The 19,625-nt window shown below is 73.0% G+C and carries 22 protein-coding genes and 1 riboswitch; of the genes, 14 read left to right on the top strand and 8 right to left on the bottom strand.

Annotated features, from left to right (window positions below; translation table 11 throughout):
• Positions 1 to 139: 139 nt before the first annotated feature.
• Positions 140 to 1,045 carry a mycothiol synthase gene (mshD, locus tag AB0H75_RS39640; protein ID WP_367805109.1) on the bottom strand — a complete coding sequence of 302 codons (906 nt, stop codon included), beginning with the start codon at positions 1,043 to 1,045 and terminating at the stop codon, positions 140 to 142.
• Positions 1,046 to 1,153: 108 nt separating this feature from the next.
• Here mshD and AB0H75_RS39635 point away from each other — a divergent pair, with 108 nt between their 5' ends.
• On the top strand, positions 1,154 to 2,947 hold the full coding sequence (locus AB0H75_RS39635; RefSeq protein WP_367805107.1) for a bifunctional UDP-sugar hydrolase/5'-nucleotidase: 1,794 nt from the start codon (positions 1,154 to 1,156) through the stop codon (positions 2,945 to 2,947).
• 95 nt (positions 2,948 to 3,042) lie between these two features.
• Positions 3,043 to 3,600 (top strand): GNAT family N-acetyltransferase, encoded by a 558-nt coding sequence (locus AB0H75_RS39630; RefSeq protein WP_367805105.1) that lies wholly within the window; start codon positions 3,043 to 3,045, stop codon positions 3,598 to 3,600.
• A 60-nt stretch (positions 3,601 to 3,660) separates the two neighbouring features.
• Here the strand turns inward: AB0H75_RS39630 and AB0H75_RS39625 are convergent, their stop codons facing one another.
• Positions 3,661 to 4,188, bottom strand: coding sequence for a GNAT family N-acetyltransferase (locus AB0H75_RS39625; protein WP_367805103.1), 528 nt, complete (start codon positions 4,186 to 4,188; stop codon positions 3,661 to 3,663).
• 122 nt (positions 4,189 to 4,310) lie between these two features.
• On the opposite strand from AB0H75_RS39625, the gene AB0H75_RS39620 reads away from it, so the two are divergent.
• Together AB0H75_RS39620 and AB0H75_RS39615 are read left to right on the top strand one after the other, a co-directional pair.
• Complete coding sequence (locus AB0H75_RS39620) at positions 4,311 to 4,649, top strand: hypothetical protein (RefSeq protein ID WP_367805101.1); 339 nt, start codon at positions 4,311 to 4,313, stop codon at positions 4,647 to 4,649.
• A gap of 3 nt (positions 4,650 to 4,652) precedes the next feature.
• The gene (locus tag AB0H75_RS39615; RefSeq protein WP_367805099.1) at positions 4,653 to 6,779 is read left to right on the top strand and encodes a carbon starvation CstA family protein; all 2,127 of its coding nucleotides are present in this window, start codon (positions 4,653 to 4,655) and stop codon (positions 6,777 to 6,779) included.
• A gap of 12 nt (positions 6,780 to 6,791) precedes the next feature.
• Here AB0H75_RS39615 and AB0H75_RS39610 read toward each other — a convergent pair whose 3' ends face one another.
• On the bottom strand, positions 6,792 to 7,466 hold the full coding sequence (locus AB0H75_RS39610) for a TenA family protein (protein ID WP_367805097.1): 675 nt from the start codon (positions 7,464 to 7,466) through the stop codon (positions 6,792 to 6,794).
• Positions 7,454 to 7,553, bottom strand: a riboswitch (TPP riboswitch). It overlaps the preceding gene by 13 nt.
• The gene (locus tag AB0H75_RS39605; RefSeq protein ID WP_367805095.1) at positions 7,546 to 7,677 is read right to left on the bottom strand and encodes a hypothetical protein; all 132 of its coding nucleotides are present in this window, start codon (positions 7,675 to 7,677) and stop codon (positions 7,546 to 7,548) included. It overlaps the preceding riboswitch by 8 nt.
• 34 nt (positions 7,678 to 7,711) lie before the next feature.
• On the opposite strand from AB0H75_RS39605, the gene AB0H75_RS39600 reads away from it, so the two are divergent.
• Positions 7,712 to 8,668: a DNA polymerase domain-containing protein gene (locus AB0H75_RS39600; RefSeq protein ID WP_367805093.1), complete on the top strand. Its 957-nt coding sequence runs from the start codon at positions 7,712 to 7,714 to the stop codon at positions 8,666 to 8,668.
• A 125-nt stretch (positions 8,669 to 8,793) separates the two neighbouring features.
• Positions 8,794 to 10,308 (top strand): M28 family metallopeptidase, encoded by a 1,515-nt coding sequence (locus AB0H75_RS39595; RefSeq protein ID WP_367805091.1) that lies wholly within the window; start codon positions 8,794 to 8,796, stop codon positions 10,306 to 10,308.
• Between the two features lie 147 nt (positions 10,309 to 10,455).
• Here the strand turns inward: AB0H75_RS39595 and AB0H75_RS39590 are convergent, their stop codons facing one another.
• Positions 10,456 to 11,082, bottom strand: a complete 627-nt coding sequence (locus AB0H75_RS39590; RefSeq protein WP_367805089.1) for a hypothetical protein — start codon at positions 11,080 to 11,082, stop codon at positions 10,456 to 10,458.
• Between the two features lie 19 nt (positions 11,083 to 11,101).
• Positions 11,102 to 12,010 carry a LysR substrate-binding domain-containing protein gene (locus AB0H75_RS39585; RefSeq protein WP_367805087.1) on the bottom strand — a complete coding sequence of 303 codons (909 nt, stop codon included), beginning with the start codon at positions 12,008 to 12,010 and terminating at the stop codon, positions 11,102 to 11,104.
• Between the two features lie 80 nt (positions 12,011 to 12,090).
• Here AB0H75_RS39585 and AB0H75_RS39580 point away from each other — a divergent pair, with 80 nt between their 5' ends.
• The 6 genes from AB0H75_RS39580 (at position 12,091) to AB0H75_RS39555 (ending at position 16,799) form a co-directional block, all read left to right on the top strand.
• Positions 12,091 to 13,302: an MFS transporter gene (locus AB0H75_RS39580; RefSeq protein ID WP_367805085.1), complete on the top strand. Its 1,212-nt coding sequence runs from the start codon at positions 12,091 to 12,093 to the stop codon at positions 13,300 to 13,302.
• Between the two features lie 126 nt (positions 13,303 to 13,428).
• Positions 13,429 to 14,394 carry a hypothetical protein gene (locus tag AB0H75_RS39575; RefSeq protein ID WP_367805083.1) on the top strand — a complete coding sequence of 322 codons (966 nt, stop codon included), beginning with the start codon at positions 13,429 to 13,431 and terminating at the stop codon, positions 14,392 to 14,394.
• Positions 14,394 to 14,525, top strand: coding sequence for a hypothetical protein (locus AB0H75_RS39570; protein ID WP_367805081.1), 132 nt, complete (start codon positions 14,394 to 14,396; stop codon positions 14,523 to 14,525). Before AB0H75_RS39575 ends, AB0H75_RS39570 begins: the two co-directional genes overlap by 1 nt.
• Positions 14,526 to 14,712: 187 nt before the next feature.
• Complete coding sequence (locus AB0H75_RS39565; RefSeq protein ID WP_367805079.1) at positions 14,713 to 15,210, top strand: sigma-70 family RNA polymerase sigma factor; 498 nt, start codon at positions 14,713 to 14,715, stop codon at positions 15,208 to 15,210.
• 43 nt (positions 15,211 to 15,253) lie between these two features.
• Positions 15,254 to 15,949 carry a zf-HC2 domain-containing protein gene (locus AB0H75_RS39560; RefSeq protein ID WP_367805077.1) on the top strand — a complete coding sequence of 232 codons (696 nt, stop codon included), beginning with the start codon at positions 15,254 to 15,256 and terminating at the stop codon, positions 15,947 to 15,949.
• Between the two features lie 7 nt (positions 15,950 to 15,956).
• Positions 15,957 to 16,799, top strand: coding sequence for a PHP domain-containing protein (locus AB0H75_RS39555; protein ID WP_367805075.1), 843 nt, complete (start codon positions 15,957 to 15,959; stop codon positions 16,797 to 16,799).
• Positions 16,800 to 16,842: 43 nt separating this feature from the next.
• Here the strand turns inward: AB0H75_RS39555 and AB0H75_RS39550 are convergent, their stop codons facing one another.
• Positions 16,843 to 17,451: a dienelactone hydrolase family protein gene (locus AB0H75_RS39550; protein WP_367805073.1), complete on the bottom strand. Its 609-nt coding sequence runs from the start codon at positions 17,449 to 17,451 to the stop codon at positions 16,843 to 16,845.
• A 93-nt stretch (positions 17,452 to 17,544) separates the two neighbouring features.
• Between AB0H75_RS39550 and AB0H75_RS39545 the strand changes: the two genes are divergently transcribed.
• Together AB0H75_RS39545 and AB0H75_RS39540 are read left to right on the top strand one after the other, a co-directional pair.
• Complete coding sequence (locus AB0H75_RS39545) at positions 17,545 to 18,063, top strand: SET domain-containing protein (protein WP_367805071.1); 519 nt, start codon at positions 17,545 to 17,547, stop codon at positions 18,061 to 18,063.
• A gap of 12 nt (positions 18,064 to 18,075) precedes the next feature.
• The gene (locus AB0H75_RS39540) at positions 18,076 to 18,810 is read left to right on the top strand and encodes a hypothetical protein (protein WP_367805069.1); all 735 of its coding nucleotides are present in this window, start codon (positions 18,076 to 18,078) and stop codon (positions 18,808 to 18,810) included.
• Here the strand turns inward: AB0H75_RS39540 and AB0H75_RS39535 are convergent.
• Entirely contained in the window at positions 18,768 to 19,460 is a 693-nt protein-coding gene (locus tag AB0H75_RS39535) for a response regulator transcription factor (protein ID WP_367805067.1), read from the bottom strand. The genes AB0H75_RS39540 and AB0H75_RS39535 overlap by 43 nt on opposite strands.
• Positions 19,461 to 19,625: the final 165 nt, after the last annotated feature.

The raw sequence follows: 19,625 nt of genomic DNA, 5'->3' as shown, positions 1-19,625 counted from the left end.
GCACAGCCGGAACAGCGCAGCGCAGGGGGCGGCTCGCCAGCGTCGTCGAGTCGCCGGTCCCGGCCGCGCGTACGCCGCCCGCCCGCCCGCCTGACCTCGCCGTGCCCGTCACACGGCCGCGACGTCACACGGTCGCACGTCATACGGCCGCGTACATCACGTCCACGTCCCAGCGGGCGAAGCCCAGTGCCTCGTACAGCCGGATCGCGGGCGTGTTGGCCTCGTCCACGTACAGCATGGCCTGGCCCAGGCCGCGGGCGCGCAGGTGGGCGAGGCCGGCCAGGGTGAGGGCCTTGCCCAGGCCGGTGCCCTGCTGGGAGGGGTCCACGCCGACGACGTACACCTCGCCCAGCGGCTCGTGGCCGTGGTCGGAGGAGCCGTGGATCTTCGTCCAGTGGAAGCCGGCCAGCCGGTCGCCGCGGAAGGCCAGGAAGAAGCCCTCCGGTTCGAACCAGGGCTCCCGCTCGCGCCGCAGCAGGTCGTCCGCGGTCCACGCGCCCTGCTCGGGGTGGTGGGCGAAGGCGGCGGCGTTGACCTTGAGCCACGCCTCCTCGTCCTGGCCGGGCACGAACGTCCGCAGCCGCACCCCCTCGGGCAGCGTGTACGGCTCCAGCGGCGCGAACAGCGAGCGGCGCATCTGCCACAACGAGCGCACCCGCTCCATGCCGAAGGCCGCCGCGAGCGCGCCCGCCGCCGGGTGGCCGCCGTGGGCCCACAGGCGCAGCCGGCCGCCGGTCAGGTCGAGCACCGAGCGCAGCAGGTGGGCGCCGTTGCCGTGGCGGCGGTGGGCCGGGTGGATGACCAGCTCGGCGCTCGGCCCCTCGACCTCGTCGGTCGGATCGACGTGGGCATAACCTGCCAGAACATCCTGCTGGTAGAGCAGGAGCGAGCGGGCCCGCGGGTCGCCGCCGTAGCGGAGGTGGAGCATCACGTGCTCGTTGAGCGGGCGGACGCCGTCGGCCTCCGTCGCCGCCTCCACCAGGCCGAGCACCTCGGCGATCTCTGTGTCGTCCAGTCGTTCCCTGATGTCCACGCGCGCGCTCACAAGCAGAACTCTAGGCGTACGACTGGCAAATAACGCCATGCGACGGCCCGGCAAATCGTTACCTTTGCGACATTGGCCGCATAGATTCCCGCTCTAACGTCTTAGGCCATGACGTCTCGTTCCTTCCTCCGGCTGGCTCTCGCCGGAGCGGTCGCCACGGGCGCGGTCGCGCTGGCCGCCCTTCCGGCGACCGCGAGCGCGAACGGCAAGGCACCGCGCACGGTTCCGGTGCGGCTGCTCGCGCTCAACGACTTCCACGGAAACCTCGAACCCCCGACCGGTTCCTCCGGCCGCATGGTGGACGAGAGCGGCAACACCGTCGAGGCCGGCGGCGCGGCGTACATCGCCACGCACCTGAAGGCCCTGACCGACCGGAACACGATCGCCGTGGCCCAGGGCGACCTCATCGGCGCCTCGCCGCTGATCTCGGCGGCCTACCACGACGAGCCCTCCGTCGAGTTCTTGGACAAGCTGGGGCTCAAGGTCGCCGCGGTGGGCAACCACGAGTTCGACGAGGGGTACGCCGAGCTGCGCCGCATCATGGACGGCGGCTGCCACCCGGTCGACGGCTGCTCGCCGGCCGGTCAGTGGAAGGGCGCCGGGTTCGACTACGTGGGCGCCAACGTGCTGTTCAAGAACCCGAACGAGAGGACCGACGCGCTCGCCTCGCTCGGCGCCAAGCAGGCCCAGGCCAAGAAGCTCATGGCCGACTGGGGCGTGCCCGCGCTGCCGCCGGTCAGCGTCAAGTGGATGAACGGCGTGCCGATCGGCTTCATCGGCCTGGTCACCCAGACCACCCCGAACATCGTCACCGCCGAGGGCATCAAGAACCTCAAGTTCATCGACGAGGTCAAGGCCGCGAACGTGGCCTCCAAGATCCTCAAGCTGGTGGGCGTCAAGGCGCAGGTCGTGCTCGTGCACGAGGGTGACCAGGTCACCGCCGGGCAGTCGCCGGACGCCTGCTCGGCCGTCCCCGGCGCGGGCAACCGCATCGCCACGCAGGTGGACCCCGAGGTGGACCTCGTGCTCAGCGGGCACTCGCACCAGGCGTACATCTGCACGGTCAAGGACCCGGCGGGCAACGACCGGCTCTTCTCCCAGGGCGGCTCGTTCGGGCGGGTCATCACGCAGGTGGACCTCAAGGTCGACCTGAAGAGCCTGGACATCGACCGCGCGTCGGTCGTCGCGGACAACCACGTGGTGACGCGGACGGTCACCCCGGATCCTGAAATCTCTGCCTTCGTGCAGACGTGGAAGGACCGCGTGGCCCCGGTCGCCAACAAGCCCGTCGGCACCATCACCGCGGACATCACCAACACCGCCACCCCGTCCGGCGAGTCCCCGCTCGGCGACCTCATCGCCGACGCCCAGCTCGCCGCCACCAGGACCGGCGGCAACGCGCAGATCGCGCTGATGAACCCGGGCGGCGTGCGTGCCTCGCTGTCCTACGCCTCCTCCCCGGCCGGCGAGGGCGACGGCGTGGTCACCTACGGCGAGGCGTTCACCGTCCAGCCGTTCAACAACCTCATGCAGGTCGTGACGCTGACCGGTGCCCAGCTCAAGACGGTGCTGGAGCAGCAGTTCACCGGCGGCCCCAACAACCAGGCGTTCACCAAGATCCTCCAGCCCTCCGCGAACTTCACCTACACCTACAGCCGCGGCGCCGCCTGGGGCTCGAAGGTGTCGGACATGAAGATCGACGGCGTGCCGGTGACGGACACCCAGACCATCCGGGTCGCGGCGAACAACTTCCTGGTCGGCGGCGGTGACGCCTTCACCGCCTTCACCGGGGGCACCGACCTGTGGAGCGGGCCGCTGGACATCGACGCCTTCGTCGACCACCTCGGCAGGAACAACCCCGTCGCCCCGCCCGCCACCAACCGCATCACCGTGGTCGACTGACCTCACCGCGACGGGCCCGTCCCCTGCCCCGGCCGGGGGCGGGCCCCCGTAAATCCGGTTGACCGGAACCGGGCCCGCCGAGCATCCTCCGACAGGTGCGCATCGAGTTCATCAGGATCGCCGCCGCCGACGACGACACCGACGGCGCCGAAGCCGACGCCCTCGCCGACTTCCTGGCGGGCGAGGACTGGCCCTACCACGCCGGCACCCAGGACCGCGAGACCGTCCGCCGCCGGGCCGCCGAGGGCGGCTACGACGACGCGAGCAACCGGACGTTCTGGATCCTGGCCGACGGCGAGCGCGCCGGCCTGGTCAGGCTGCAGGACCTCGACGAGGACACGCCGATGTTCGACCTGCGCGTCCGGGCCGCCTGGCGCGGGCGGGGCATCGGTACGGCGGCCGTCGGCTGGCTGACCCGCCACGTGTTCACCGAGCTGCCCGAGGTGAACCGCATCGAGGGCACCACCCGCCAGGACAACCACGCCATGCGGGCGGCCTTCCGCAGGAACGGCTACGCCAAGGAGGCCCACTACCGGCAGGCGTGGCCCGCCCCCGACGGGACGCTCCGGGACGCGGTCGGCTACGCGATCCTGCGCGGCGACTGGCTGTCGGGCAGGGTCACCGCGCCCGACTGGGACGACGAGCGCGCCTGAACCCGCAGCTCACCGGCGCCCGCAGCTCACCGGCGCCCGGTGCTCACCGGCGCCCGGTGCTCATCTGAGCTCCGAGCTGAGCAGCCCCATCATGAGGAAGTCGTGCCGCTTGCCCCTGGTGCGGAACGACTCCCGCCGGCGCCCCTCCTCCACGAACCCGACCTTCGTGTACGCCCGCACCGCCGCCACGTTGTCGGCCACCACCCACAACGTCAGCCGGTGCAGGCCCATCTCCTCGAAGGCGTAGCGGGCGATCACCCGCAGCGCGTCGGTGGCGTAGCCGCGGCCCCACCGGTCGCGCGCGCCGATGGCGATGCTCTGCACCTCGGCCTCGCCGTGCCGGAAGTCGGTGTCGCCGAGCGCGACGTAGCCGACGAACGCGCCGTCGTCGAGCGCCTCGATGCCGAGCACCATCTGCTCGAAGGTGTTGCGCGGCCGGTTCTGGCCCTTCTCCATGTTCTGGGCCAGTGAGATCGGCGGCTCGCTGTCCATCCAGACGCCCAGCTCGGGGTCGTGGTACCAGCGCCACAGGGGCTCGCTGTCGGCCGGCTCCAGGGCCCTGAGTCGTACGAGTTCTCCAGTCAGCACGCCGGCCAGGTCTACCAGCGGGGCACGGCCGGCCGCAAAGGAATTTCGGCCGGTTTCGGCGGCGAACACAGCGGGTAAGGCCGTCGTTGATTTCTGAGCTGCCTGGTGTTCAGGAGCCACAGATGTCCCTTATCACGCTCACGCCCGCCGCCCGTGAAGCGCTGCGTGACGACGAAGTGGTGTTCTTCGACTGGCACGTGACCGGCCTGTGCTGCGCGGACGCCGGCGAGTTCTCGGTCCGGCCACTGCGCCGCTCCCGCCTTCCGAAGCAGGCGCGCAGCCTGCTGCCCGACGTGGTGTACGCGCACCCCACCGCCTGGGTGCACCTGGCCGAGCTGCCGGTCACGATCGACTGCCGCCCGCTGTGGCGCTGGCGGCGCATCACCACCGATCTGCCGCCGGACGCCGGTCTGCGCTGCTGCCTGGGGCGCCCGCCGTACGGCTCTTCCCGTGGGAGGTAACCGGTGAAGCTGCGTTCCATCATCATCTGGACGGCGGTCGCCGTCGTGGGCGCCGTCGGCTGGGCCGTGCTCGCCCTGTCCAGGGGCGAGAACGTCAACGCGGTGTGGCTGCTGTGCGCGGCGCTCGGCTCGTACGCCATCGCCTACCGGTTCTACGCCCGGTTCATCGTGCGCCGGGTGCTGGGGGCCGACGACCGCCGGGCGACCCCGGCCGAGCGGCTCGACAACGGCATCGACTACCAGCCGACGGACCGCCGCATCCTGTTCGGCCACCACTTCGCCGCCATCGCCGGGGCCGGGCCGCTGGTCGGGCCCGTGCTGGCCGCCCAGATGGGCTACCTGCCCGGCACCATCTGGATCATCGCGGGCGTCATCTTCGCCGGGGCCGTCCAGGACATGGTGGTCCTGTTCTTCTCGATGCGCCGCAACGGCCGCAGCCTGGGTCAGATGGCCCGCGAGGAGATCGGGCCGGTCGGCGGGGCGGCGGCGCTCGTCGCGGTCTTCGCCATCATGATCATCCTGCTGGCCGTGCTGGCGCTCGTCGTGGTCAACGCGCTCGCGCGGTCGCCGTGGGGCGTCTTCTCGATCGCGATGACCATCCCGATCGCCCTGTTCATGGGCTTCTACCTGCGGGTGCTGCGGCCGGGCAGGGTCGTCGAGACGACCGTGATCGGGGTCGCGCTGCTCGTCCTGGCGATCGTGGCGGGCGGCTGGGTGCAGGCGTCGAGCTGGGCGCCGGCCTTCACGCTGAGCCCGTCGGCGCTGGCGCTGTGGCTCATCGCGTACGGGTTCGTGGCCGCGGTGCTGCCGGTGTGGATGTTGCTCGCGCCGCGCGACTACCTGTCCACGTTCATGAAGATCGGCACGATCGCGCTGATCGCGGTCGGCATCGCCGTCACGATGCCGCCGCTGCGCACCACGGCCTTCACCGACTTCGCCTTCAACGGCAAGGGGCCGGTCTTCGCGGGCTCGCTGTTCCCGTTCGTGTTCATCATCATCGCCTGCGGGGCGCTGTCCGGGTTCCACTCGCTGATCTCCTCCGGCACCACGCCCAAGATGATCCAGAAGGAGACGCAGGTCCGCATGATCGGGTACGGCTCCATGCTCATGGAGTCGTTCGTGGCCGTGATGGCGATCACCGCGGCCTGCGTGTTGTCGCCGGGCCTCTACTTCGCGATGAACGCCCCGGCCGGCGTGGTCGGCGCCACCGTCCAGTCGGCCTCCCAGGCGGTCGCGAACCTGGGCTTCACGATCACCCCCGAGCAGCTCCAGGCCGCGGCGGCGGCCGTGCAGGAGCAGACGCTGATCGCCCGCACCGGCGGCGCGCCGACGCTGGCCGTCGGCATCTCGCAGATCTTCAGCGGCTTCCTCGGCGGCACCGGGCTGCAGGCGTTCTGGTACCACTTCGCGATCATGTTCGAGGCGCTGTTCATCCTCACCACCGTGGACGCCGGCACCCGGGTGGGCCGGTTCATGCTCCAGGACACCGTCGGCAACCTGTGGAAGCCGATGGCCCGGGTGAGCTGGTGGCCGGGCCTGGTGGCCTCCAGCGCGGTGGTCGTGGCGGCCTGGGGCTACTTCCTCTACCAGGGCGTCAACGACCCGCTCGGCGGCATCAACCAGCTCTTCCCGCTGTTCGGCATCGCCAACCAGCTCCTCGCTGCGGTGGCGCTCACCGTGGCCACGACCCTGCTGATCAAGAGCGGGCGGCTCAGGTGGGCCTGGGTGACGGCGGTGCCGCTGGCCTGGGACGTCGCGGTCACGCTGACGGCGAGCTACCAGAAGGTCTTCTCGGCCGACCCGACGCTCGGCTTCTTCGCCCAGCGCGACCGCTACCAGACCGCCCTCGACCAGGGACGGCTGCTCGCGCCCGCCAAGTCCGCGGACGCGATGCGGCAGGTCGTCGTCAACTCCACCGTGGACGGCGTCCTGGCCGCGCTGTTCGCCGTCATGATCATCATCGTCATCCTGGACGCGGCCCGGGTGTGGACGAAGGCGATCAGGGCGGGCGCGCCGCTGCCGACCACGGAGGCGCCGTTCGAGGAGTCGAGGATCCTGGCGCCGTCCGGGCTCATCGCCACCCGCGCGGAGAAGGAGGCGATGGCCGCCAGGACCGCCGCGCCCGGCTGACCGGCGGGCGGATCAGGGCGCGAGCCAGCGGGCCGTCGGCCAGCCCTCGCGCCGCCACGCGCTGTCCCAGAACATCCACTCGTACGCCGCCGCCGTCCGGTAGGCCCGCTCCATCGCCTCCCGCGTGGCCGGGTCCGCCGCGGCGGCGAGCCGGTCGGCGATGGCCTTGGCCTGCTCGACCGAGGCCGCGAACTCCGGGTCCGAGTACGTGGAGATCCACTTGCCGTACGGGTGGCCGTCCAGGTCGCCCGCGCGCTTCAGCAGCGCCGTGCCCACGTCCTGGTAGATCCAGAAGCACGGCAGCACCGCCGCCACCAGCACGGGGTACGCCGCCGACAGCGCCGTGGCCTGGAGGAACGACGCGTAGGCCAGGCACGTCGGCGAGGTGGCGAGCCCGGCCGCGTCGGCGCCCAGCTCGGCCACGTAGCCGGCGTGCAGCAGGCGCTCGGCGGCCAGCGCGGTGTGCGCGCTGAGGGCGAAGAACGCCGCCTCCTCCGGGTCCGCGGCCCGCGCCGAGGCGGTGGCCAGGGCCTTGGAGAAGGACTCCAGGTAGCGGGCGTCCTGCACGATGTAGAACGCGAACCGGTCGGGGTCGAGGGTGCCGTCGCCGAGCGCGGCGTTGAACGGGTGCTCGTGGATGGCGGTCATCAGGTCGGCCGTGCGCAGCCACATGTCATCGCAGAACATGACGTCCCTTCGCTAGTGCGAGCTAGATCAGGTTCGACGGGTGTGATCTCAGCCCGGCTCGGCCGCCGGGCACCCCGCGTCAGTCGATCACTGTAACAGGGGCTCGGATCCGCGGCTCGGGCGGGAGCCCGGTCCAGCGCAGCCCGGCCGTCAGGAGGCCGTTCTCGCCGGTGGCCTCGCCGTGGCGGGTCGGATACAGGTAGCGGGTCATGATCTGTGCCGTTGTTCCCGATATCGTGGACGGGGTGACCGGCGATGAGACGCGCGAGGGCGTGACGCTGACCAATCTCGACCAGCCGCTGTTCGACGGGGCCGAGGCCACCAAGCGCGACCTGGTCGACTATCTCGACGCGGTGTCCGGGCGGCTCGTCCCGGCGCTGCGCGACCGGGCGCTCTCGGTCGTCCGGGTACGGCCGGGGCAGGAGCCGTTCATGCAGAAGAACCTGCCCAAGTACGCGCCCCCGTGGATCGAGCGCGTCTCGGTGTGGGCGGAGGCCTCGCACCGGCAGGTGACGTACGCGCTGGCCAACGACCGGCGCACGCTCATCTGGTTCGGCAACCAGCGGGCGGTGGAGTACCACCCCGCGCTGTACGCCGGCCACCACTTCACCCACCTGGTGCTGGACCTCGACCCGCCCGAGGGCACGGAGTCGTTCGGGCTGGCGGTGCGGGCGGCGTTCCTGGTGCGGCAGGCGCTGGAGGAGGCCGGGCTGGCGGGCGCGGTGAAGACCAGCGGGGCCAAGGGCGTGCACGTGTTCGTGCCGGTGGAGGCGGGCATCCCGGCCGAGGACCTGGCCGCCGCCACCCGCGCGCTGGGGGCCCGTGCCGAGCGGGCCGACCCGGCGCTGGCCACGACGGCGTTCATCAGGGAGGACCGCGCGGGCAAGGTCTTCATCGACTCGACCCGGGCGGGCGGCGCGACGGTCGTGGCCGCCTACAGCCCGCGCGTCCGGCCCGGGGCGCCGGTGTCCTTCCCGGTGTCCTGGGCGGACCTCGACCGGGTGGCGCCGCGCGACTTCACCATCAGGACGGTGCCCGCGCTGGTCGAGGAGGCGGATCCGTGGGCCGCCGCCATGCCGGCGCCGCAGGCCCTGCCCGCCGACCTCGTCGAGGAGGGGCACGCGATCCCGGTCGCCCGGGTGCAGGCCATGCACGAGGGCAAACGCCGGGCCCGCGCCCGCGCGCGCGGCAACGAGTCCTGAAATCTCAGAATTTGCGGGGTTAATGGGCCTTTTCAGCGTGTGAAGTGCGAGTTACGTTCGCGTTCGGCGCGGCTCGGGGGAAAACGCCCGCCTTCCCTGTCCCCGGCAAGCTGGGAGTTCGCCGCATGCGTATGCGCAGATACGCCCTCGCACTCGCCTTACCCGTCGCCCTGCTCACCACGGCCCTCGCCTCCGCCACCCCGGCGCAGGCGGGCGGCCTCGACGACGTCTTCGCCAAGCTGCTCGTCAAGCAGGTCAAGGGCACGAACGTCACCAAGCATCTGCAGGCCCTCCAGGACCTCGCCACCGCCAACGGCGGCACCCGCGCCGCCGGCACCCCCGGCTACGACGCCTCCCGCGACTACGTCGCCGGCAAGCTGCGCAGGGCCGGCTACAAGGTCACCGTCCAGCCCGTCAACTTCGTGGAGAGCTGGAGCGAGAACTCCCCGCCCGCGCTGTCGGTGCAGGGCGGCAAGACGTACGTGCCGAACGAGGACTTCTACACCTTCCAGCCCTCACCGTCCGGCGACGTGACCGCGCAGATCCAGGCCGTGGACCTGACCCTGCCGCCCACCCCGGCGCCCACCTCGACCAGCGGCTGCGAGGCGTCCGACTTCGCCGGGTTCGTCGCCGGGCGGATCGCGCTCGTCCAGCGCGGCACCTGCCCGTTCGCCACCAAGGTCCAGAACGCCCGCCTGGCCGGCGCGAGCGCCATCATCGTCTTCAACGAGGGCCAGCCCGGCCGGACGGACGCCTACCCGCTGAACATCGGCGGCCTGCAGAACCTCCCGATGGTGTTCGCCGACTTCGCGGTCGGCAACGAGCTGGCCGCCACCCCCGGCGCGACCGTGCACCTCACGATCGATGCCGACCTGGTGCTCGGCACCACCCACAACGTGATCGCCGAGTCCCGGCTCGGCGACCCGCGCAACGTCGTCATGGTCGGCGCCCACCTCGACAGCGTGCCCGCCGGGCCCGGCATCAACGACAACGGCTCGGGCAGCGCGGCCATCCTGGAGATCGCCCAGCAGATGGCGCTCTACCCGGTCAAGAACAAGGTCCGCTTCGCCTTCTGGGCCGGCGAGGAGATCGGCCTGCTCGGCTCCAACCAGTACGTCGCCTCGCTCTCGCAGGAGCAGCGCGACCGCATCCGCCTCTACCTGAACTTCGACATGATCGGCTCCCCGAACTACGCCTACAAGCTGTACGACGGGGACGACTCCGACGCCACCGGCTCCCCGGCGGGCCCGCCCGGGTCGGCGCAGATCGAGCAGCGGCTCGCCGCGTTCTACGCCTCCCGCGACCTGCCCACGGTCGGCACCGACTTCGACGGCCGCTCCGACTACGGGCCGTTCATCGCGACCGGCATCCCGTCCGGCGGCATCTTCACCGGCGCCGAGGGCATCAAGACGCCCGAGGAGGCCGCGCTGTTCGGCGGCACGGCGGGGGTCGCCTACGACGTCTGCTACCACCAGGCGTGCGACACGATCGCCAACATCAACCCGACGGCCCTGGACGTCGACTCCGACGCCATCGCCGACTCCGTCGCCCGCTACGCCTTCAACCTGAGCTCCATCCCGCCGAGGACGCCCGCCACCGCGGCCGCCCTGAAGACGGCGGCGGCGGACTCGGCACGCTGATCCGCGACCGCGACCGCGACCGTGACCGTGACCGTGACCGTGACCGCGGCCGTGACCGTGACCGCGACCGCGACCGCGGCCGTGACCGCGGGCCGGGCGGCGGGTGACGCCGCCCGGCCCGCGGTGGCCGCGGTCGCCCGGCCGGGGTCACCGCGCGGGGTCGAGCAGCCCGCGCGCGGGCGTGCCGTGGCGGAGCGCGGCCACGGCGGCCTCCGGGTCGTCGGCGAAGAAGGTGATCCGGGTGGCCTCGCCCCGCCGGCCGAGGGGGCGCGTGAACGCCACCGGCCCGGCCAGCTCCACGCTCACGTTGGTCCGCGAGCCCACCGCCACCCGCAGGTGCCCGTCCTCCAGTGACACCAGCCGCTGCGCGTTGTCGTCGCGGGTGGTCCGCACCGCGGCGATCCGCTCCCGGGGCACCCGTACGTCGAGGTAGGCGCCGTAACGCACCCGCAGCTCACCGCCGGTGACCACGTGCGGCCGGGTGGCGCAGGTGGCGGCCGTCATGAGCGCGAACGCCAGCCCGTACACGTCGCCCACCAGCACCGGGTACCGCACCCACCCGGGCACCCCCAGCGCGACCAGCAGCAGGTCCACCACGACGGTCTCCACCGCCATCGCGAACCCCATCAGCCCCAGCGTGAACGCCTGCTCCTTGGCGTACGGCACCGCGACCGCCCCGTCCGGCACCCCGTGCCGCCGCCGCAGCACCCACAGCCCGATCCCGGCCAGGCCCTTCAGCTCGAACCCCAGAACCCGCAGCACCATCCTGACCATCGGTGTCCCTTCTGTCGCCTCACCCCGATTGCACACGTTGACGTCGCGTCAAGGTCAACCCGGGAAGGGCCAGGAAGGCGGCGGCGGCCGGCGACGGGCGACGCCCCCATACCAGGTGCTCGATCCGGGCCGGGGCGTCGCGGAGCCGGATGACCCGCAGGTCGGGGAAGCGCGGGGCGTACGCGGCCGGCAGCATGCCCACGCCGAGACCCTGCCGCACCAGGTCCACCATGAAGTCGGCGGACGACACCTCGAAGGCGACGTCCCGCCGCACGCCGGCGGCCGCGAACGCCTCGTCGGACTGGACCCGCCCGGCGTGGCCGGCGCGGAAGTCCACGAACGGCTCGCCCGCCAGGTGGCGCAGCTCCGCCTCGCCGTCGAGCAGGGGATCGCCGGCCAGGGGGTGGTCCGGCGCGACCACGGCGACCAGCTCGCCCCTGGCCAGCGGGCGGCTCTGGACGGCCTTCGGCACCGCGCTGGTGGGCAGGCCGAGGAAGGCGGCGTCCAGCTCGCCCCGCCTGACCCGCTCGACCAGGTCGTCGCTGCTGCCCGAGACCAGCGTGACGCGTACCTTCGGGTGGCGGCGGCGGAACTCCTTCAGCGCGGCCGGCAGGTCGACCGCCGTGACCGTGGGGATGGCGCCGACGGCCAGCCGGCCGCGGATCTCCCCGCTCGCGGCCGCGACCTCCGCCCGTGCCCGGTCGGCCGCCTCCAGGCACTCCCGGGCGGCGGGCAGGAACGCCTCTCCGGCCGGCGTCAGCCGTACGCGCCGGCTGGTCCGCTCGAACAGCCGGGCCCCCAGCTCCCGCTCCAAGGCGGCGATCTGGTGGCTCAGCGCCGACTGCACGACCCGGCAGCGCTCGGCGGCCCGGGTGAAGTTGCTGGTCTCGGCGACCGCGACGACGTACCTCAGCTGTTGCAGCTCCATCCATCCATCGTGCAGCACGATCGATCGCGATGAAAACTATGCGTTGGACTCATTGATCCCGGCTCCCGCACCCTGGAACCATGACCTTGACTCATGACCTGCACCCGCGTTCGACCCTGCGGGGATGGCTGGGCGTCGCGGCGATCACGGCCAGCCTCTTCGTCTTCCTCACCACGGAGTTGATGCCCGTCGGCCTGCTCACCCCGTTGAGCGACAGCCTGGACATCTCGGTGGGGGTCGCCGGGCTGATGGTCACCCTGCAGGGCGTCTCGGCCGGTTTGGGCGTGCCGTTCATCGTGGCCTGGACCAGGCGGGTCAACCGGCGCGTGCTGCTGTCCGCGCTGCTGGCGGTCCTGGCCCTGGGGAACCTCATCACCTCCGTCTCGCCCACCTACTCGGTGATCCTGGGGACGCGGCTGGTCATGGGGTTCGCCAGCGGCGTGTTCTGGGCCATCGGCGTGAGCATGGCGATGCGGCTCGTGCCCGAGCGGCTGGCCAACCGGGCGGCCGCCGTCGTGATGTCCGGCATCTCGATCGCCACGGTCGCGGGCATCCCGCTGGGGACGTTCCTGGAGAGCCGCACCGACTGGCGGGCCACGTTCCTCATCTGGAGCGGCCTCAGCCTGCTGGTGTTCCTCGCCGTCGCCGCCGCCGTGCCCTCCCTGCCGTCGGCGAACGCGGTCCCGGTCCGGGAGGTCTTCGGGCTCCCGGCCAGGAACGTGCCGCTGCGGCTGGTGCTGGTCACCGTCGTGCTGTTCGTGCTCGGCCACTTCGGGGCCTACACCTTCGTCCGGCCCTTCCTGGAGGCGAACGCCGGTGCCACGCCCGTCGCCGTCACCGTGGTGCTGATGGTCTTCGGCGTCGCGGGCGCCGTCGGGAACTTCGTCGCTGGGCACACCGTGAACAGGAGCCTGCGGGGCAGCTTCGCCGTCGGCTGCGCCGGGCTGGTGGTGTCGCTGCTGTTGCTGCTCACCATCGGCGACGGGGTGGGCGGGGCGGTCCTCGCGCTGGTCCTGTGGGGGCTGTCCTTCGGGGCCGTGCAGCTCTGCCAGGTCAACATGACGCTCGCCGCCGCGCCCGACACCTTCGAGGCCGCCATGTCGCTCAACACGATGGCGTACAACACCTCCATCGCGATCGGCGCGCTGATCGGCGGGCTGTTCGCCGACCACCTCGGCGTCACCAGCGTCGTCTGGTTCGGCGTGGCGCTGACGGCGGCCTCGCTGCTGCTCAACCTCGGCACCGCGCGGCGGGCGGCGCCCGTCGCCCCCGCCGGGGAGCCGGCGGCCTGAACGATCCGGCATGCCGTTGAACCCCCGCTCGCGGGCCGGCGTACAACCTGGCGGAAACGGCCCCTCGCCGGAGTCCGGAGAGGTGCCCGGCCTGCTCGGATCACCTGCTCTGGGGATGCGATGGCGATGGACTTTCACGGATGGAGCGGCGGCCTGGCCCTGCGGCCGCGCGACTACCTCGCGAGCGGCGGCCGGCCGCTCCTCGACGTCGTACGGGCCTCGGGGCCGTTCCGGGGCGAGGAGCTGCGCCGGCTGGCCCTCGGCACCGCCGCCACCCTGGCCCGGCTGCACCTGGCCGGCCTCGCGGGGCTGCGGCTGGGGCCGGGCAACGTGCTGATCGGGCCGTACGGGCAGGCGTTCTTCGCGCCCGGTCCCCGGGACAGCGAGTTCCCCTCGCACGACGTACGGGCCTGGGCGGAGGTGATGCTGTTCGCCGCAACCGGCCGGGAGCCGAGGCCGGGGCCGGGATCGGGATCGGGGCTGGGAGCGGGATCGGGGCCGGGGCCGGGAGCGGGGGAGGAGGCCGCGCTCGGCGGGGTGCTGGGGGCGGTGATCGGCGAGTGCCGGCGGCCCGATCCCGGGAGCCGGCCCACGGCGGCCGAGCTGGTGGCCGCCCTCCTGGGCCGCCCCGCTCCGGCCACGCGCCTCGCGGTGGAGCGGCTGCTGCGCGAGGCCGACAACCACACCCGCCCCGACGGCGGCCCTCACCTCGACGGCGGCCCCCGATCCGAGGGCCACTCGCCTTCTGACGGCCATCGCCGATTCGACGGCCACCCTCTCCCTGACAACCGCCTCCGATCCGACGGCCGCCTTCCGTTCGACGAGCGCCTTCCGTTCAACGACCGCCTTCTATTCGACGGACACCATCGGCCTGACGGGCATGACCGGTCCGGTGGGCTTGGCCGGACGCCGGGGCCCGTGCAGCCGGTGGAGCCGGTGGTGCCGGTGTACGCCGAGACGCTGATGAGCACGCCGCTCTGGCGGCGGCCCGCGTTCCTCGCCGGGGTCGTGCTCGGCCTGGCGGTCGTCGCGCTCTGCACCGCCGCCGTCGTCCTGGTCTCCGCGCTGGCCACCTCGGCGGGAGGCGCGTGATGAAGGACCTCGCCCTCGGCGTGCTCGTCGGCATCATGCTGGGCGTCGTCGCGGCGTCGCTGGCGCTCGCGCTGGCCGACCTGCCCGCCGCGAGAACGACGGCGGCCGTACACGTCCACCCCTATGACTGAAGGACAGAAGACTTAACCTGATTTATCAATTAAATCTGGTTCAACCACCAGAAGGGCAAAGCACATGGCCGCCGCCCTCGCCGCTGGCTACAGTGATAAATCCCCTGTCAGCGCGATATTTAATGATATCCGCAGTGCGCGAGGAGCCCGCCCCCTTGTGAGGAATCACCGCGTAACCGAAGAGGCCATGGTCCGAGCCCTCTACCGCGAATACGGCGCCCCCCTGATGGCCTTCGCGGTTCGCCTGACGGGCGGTGACCGGCGCTGGGCCGAGGACGTCGTCCAGGAGACCCTGGTACGCGCCTGGCGCAACCTCCACGACCTCCGCACCGACAACGGCTCGCTCATGCCCTGGCTGGCCACCGTCGCCCGCCGCGTCGTCATCGACGACCGCCGCCGCTCCGGCACCCGCCCCCTGGACACCGTCGAGGAGATCCCCGAGCGCGTCCAGTCCACCCCCGCCGAGGACGAGCGCCTGCTGCGCGAGATCGTCGTGACGGACGCCATGCTCTCCCTGTCCCCGGCGCACCGCCAGGTGCTCACGGAGACCTTCCTGCTCGACCGCACGGTGGCGCAGGCGGCGGAGACCATCGGCGTGCCCGTCGGAACGATCAAGTCCCGCGTGTACTACGCCATGCGGGCCTTGCGCGTCGCATTGGAGGAAAGGGGGGTGATGTTGCCATGAATCCGCCGACGCGCCACATGATGGAGACGGGGGTGATGCATCCATGACCGAGGTACAACACGAGGACGTCGCCGCGTACGCGCTGGGCCTGCTCGACGAGGGGGAGCGGGCGGCGTTCGAGCGCCACCTGGCGGGCTGCGCGAGCTGCGCCGACGAGGTCGGCGTGTTCGCCGAGATGGGCCAGCTGATCAAGGGCGTGCATCCGGACGACCTGCTGCCCAGCCCGCCCGACCCGCAGGTCGAGTCGCTGCTGGTCCGCCGGGCCGCCGCCGAGCGCCGCCGCCGTCGCCTGCACCGCACGATGACGGCCGCCGCCGCGTGCGTGCTGATCGCGGCCGGGGTGGTCCTGGCCGTCCGGGCGTTCGCCGGCGGGCCCGACCCGGACAGCGTCCACAGCCCCGCCGCGGCGCTGCTGATGACGGGCAGGACGTACGCGGCCACCGACCCGGCCACCGGCGTCACCGCGGTCGTCGGCCTGGAGGACAAGGGCTGGGGCACCCACGTCGCGCTGCGGCTCAAGGGCGTCAAGGGGCCGTTGCAGTGCCGCCTGCTCGCGGTGGGCGACGACGGCCGCTCCGAGGTGGTGGCGAGCTGGGGCGTCCCCGGCAAGGGGTACGGCGTGCCCGGCGCGCCCGACCCGCTGCTCCTGCACGGCGGCACCAGCCTCACCCAGGAGCACCTCAACCACTTCACCGTCGAGACCTTCGACGGCCGCACGCTCGCGACCGTCGCGGTCTGACGTACGCATGCGCATCGACCTGCACAGCCACAGCAGCGCCTCCGACGGCACCCAGCCGCCGGCCGACGTCGTGCGCCGGGCCCGCGAGCGCGGCCTCGACGTGCTCGCGCTCACCGACCACGACACCGTCGCCGGGCACGCGGCGGCGATCGCGGCGCTGCCCGCCGGGCTGACGCTCGTGCCGGGCATGGAGTTGTCCTGCCGCCGCGCCGGGCAGAGCATCCACCTGCTCGCCTACCTCTTCGAACCGGCCGAGCCCGAGCTGCGCGCCGAGTGCGCGCGGCTCAGGGAGGCCCGCGAGACCCGCGGGCGGCTCACCGTCCGGCGGCTGGCCGAGCTGGGCGTGCCGGTGACCTGGGAGCAGGTGGCCGAGCTGGCCGGGGGCGGCCCGGTCGGCCGGCCGCACATCGCCCGCGCCATGGTCGCCGCGGGCGCCATCGCCGAGCCCGCGCAGGCGTTCACCGAGGAGTGGATCGGGACGGGCGGGCGCGCGCACGTGACCCGCTACGCGCTCGACCCCGGGCGGGCGGTACGGCTGGTCCGCGCCGCCGGCGGCGTGCCGGTGCTGGCCCATCCCAAGTCGGCGGGGCGGGGCCCGGTCGTGCCCGACGAGTGGATCGCCGAGCTGGCCGCGGCCGGCCTGTTCGGGGTGGAGGCCGACCACCTGGACCACGACCCGGCCGCCCGCGCCGGGCTGCGCGGGCTGGCCGACGAGCTGGGGCTGGCCGTGACCGGCTCCAGCGACGACCACGGCGAGCTGACCGGCCACCGCCTGGGCTGCGAGACCACCGCCCCGGAGGTGTACGAGCGCCTGCTCGCCGAGGCCACCGGCGCGGCCCCCGTGGGGTGACGCCACCGGCGCGGCCCCCCCGAGACGTGCCCGCGCCCGGCGGCTACTCCGGCTTGCGCGGCCCCGCGAAGTGCGTGACGAACCAGTCGCGGGCCAGGTCGGCCACGGTGTCCAGGGCGCCGGGCTCCTCGAACAGGTGGGTGGCGCCGGGGACGACCGTGAGGCGGCACTCGGCCCGCATCCGCCCCCTGGCCTCCTCGTTCAGCTCGACCACGACCGGGTCCCTGCCGCCCACGACGAGCAGGGTGGGAGCCCGTACCGCCTCCAGCCGCGGCCCGGCCAGGTCGGGCCGGCCGCCGCGGGAGACGACCGCCGCGATCTCGTTGCCCGGCTGGGACGCCGCCCACAGCGCCGCCGCCGCGCCGGTGCTGGCCCCGAAGTAGCCGATCGGCAGGCCCGCGCACTCCGGCTGCTCCCGCGCCCGGCCGGTGCGCTCCAGCAGGCGCTCGGCCAGCAGCCCGATGGCGAAGACGTTCGCCCGGTCGGCCTCCTCCTCCGGCGTCAGCAGGTCGAACAGCAGGGTCGCCAACCCGGCCTCGTTGAGCGCGCCGGCCACGTACCGGTTGCGCGGGCTGTGCCGGCTGCTCCCGCTGCCGTGGGCGAACACCACGAGCCCCCGAGCGTCGTCAGGGACGACCAGATCCCCGGCCACACGCGACACCTCCCCCCATACCTGCCCCCTGCTGCCGCTACCCGGGACGCGCGGGCTCTACCCACCCGCCCGCCTCTCGTGCACGCTGGCCACATGCCCGACCCCCCGCCTCCCGACTGCTTCCTGCACCCCGCCGTCGAGGTCCGCCCCTCACCCATCGCCGGCGACGGCCTGTTCGCCACCGCCCCGATCCCCGCGGGCACCCTCGTCTCCCGCCTCGGCGGCCGGCTGGTCACCTGGGACGAGCTGCGGCGGCTCCTCGCCGACCCCGCCGTCCCCTACGTGGACACCGTGGCCGCCTGCGGCGGCCTGCACCTGGTTCTTCCGGTGGGTACCCCGAACGGGAAGGGCAACCACGGCTGCGACCCGAACCTGTGGTGGGGCGGCCCCTACGCGCTCCTCGCCCGCCGGGACCTGCGGCCGGGGGAGGAGCTGACGCTGGACTACGCCACCTGCACCAAGGACCCGGGCTTCGTCATGGAGTGCCGGTGCGGGGCGGCGTCGTGCAGGGGGCGGGTGAGCGGGGACGACTGGCGGCGTCCCGACCTGCGCGAACGCTACGGCGACCACTGGACGCCCGCCGTGCTCGCGCTCGTCCGGGGCGGGCTCTGAAATACTGCGCGGATGTCCGATCTCGCCGAGTTCCGCGCCAGGGGACGGCAGGCCGTGCTGTCCGGACGGGCCACGTACGACACCCCGCCGGTGGAGGGCGCCCGGCGATGGGGAGCGGCGGGCGTGCTGCGCCCCCGGGGCGAGGTCGTGGAGCGGCTGACCGCGCTGGCCGCGACCGTGGACGCCCCCGGGCACTGGGTGCACGGCGGCGCGACGCTGCACATCACCTTCCGGTCGCTGGAGCCGTACCGGGCGGACATCCCGGCGGACGACCCGCTGCGCCGGACGTACGCCGAGGTCCTGGCCGAGGCGGCGGCCGGGCTGCCGCCCGCGCGGCTGCGGCTCCGGGGCGTCTCCCCGCATCCCGGCGGCGTCCTGGTGCACGGCCGGCCGCGGGACGGCACGCTGGAGGCCCTGCGCGAGCGCTTCGCCCGGGGCCTGGAGAGCCGGGGCGTCAGGGACCTGGACCACGGCCGGCGCCGCGACCTGTGGTACGTGAGCCTCGTCCACTTCGCCGGGCCGCTGCGCGATCCGGGCCGGATCGTCGCCTGGTGCGACGCCCACGCGGGAGCGGACTTCGGGACGGCCGAGCTGGCGTCGGCGGAGATCGTACGGTTCGCGCTGACCGGCGGGCGCGTCACCGTCCACAGCCTGGGGACGGCCGCCCTGGACGGCGGGACGGCGGGCGGGCCCCGGGCGCGGGCTCAGACGGTGGCGGTGTCGGCGCGGTCGGGGACGAAGCGGTAGCCGACGTTGCGCACCGTTCCGATCAGGGACTCGTACTCGGTGCCGAGCTTGGCGCGCAGCCGCCGGACGTGCACGTCCACCGTGCGGGTGCCGCCGAAGTAGTCGTAGCCCCAGACCTCCTGCAGCAACTGGGCGCGGGTGAAGACCCGGCCGGGGTGCTGCGCGAGGTACTTGAGCAGCTCGAACTCCTTGAAGGTGAGGTCGAGCACCCGGCCGCGCAGCCGGGCGGTGTAGGTGGCCTCGTCGATGGACAGGTCGCCGCTGCGGATCTCGTCGGGGACGTCCTCGGCGGCGGCCTGGTTGATGCGGCCGGTCGCCATGCGCAGCCGCGCCTCGACCTCGGCGGGGCCCGCGCTGTCGAGCAGCACGTCGTCCACGCCCCACTCGGCGGTCATCGCGGCCAGGCCGCCCTCGGTCACGATCACCAGCAGCGGGCAGTCGATGCCGGTGGTGCGGATCAGCCGGCACAGGCTCTTGGCCTGGACGAGCTCCTTGCGCGCGTCCACGAGGACGGCGTCGGCCGGTGGGGTGTCGATGAGCGCGGACGCCTCGGCGGGCGCGACGCGGACCGAGTGGAGCAGCAACCCCAGCGCCGGAAGCACCTCGGCGGACGGCTCGAGAGCGTTGGTCAGCAGGAGCAGGTTGCTCATTACGGCCTCCTCAAACGCGCAAGGACCCGGGGGCTACGTCGCCCAGGTCCTGTGAGTGAGGATATCCCACGGGTAAGTCGCGTCCATTGCGCGTCCACCAGATGAACAGCGCGTCTCCTGAAACACCCTTGTTAAGGGCGGCGCACAATGGATCGGAATCGAATG

The organism is Nonomuraea sp. NPDC050783 (assembly GCF_040802095.1).
Taxonomy (GTDB): Bacteria; Actinomycetota; Actinomycetes; order Streptosporangiales; family Streptosporangiaceae; genus Nonomuraea.
The sequence above is the reverse complement of the archived record's forward strand: the minus strand, read 5'-3'. Positions and strand labels throughout refer to the sequence as shown.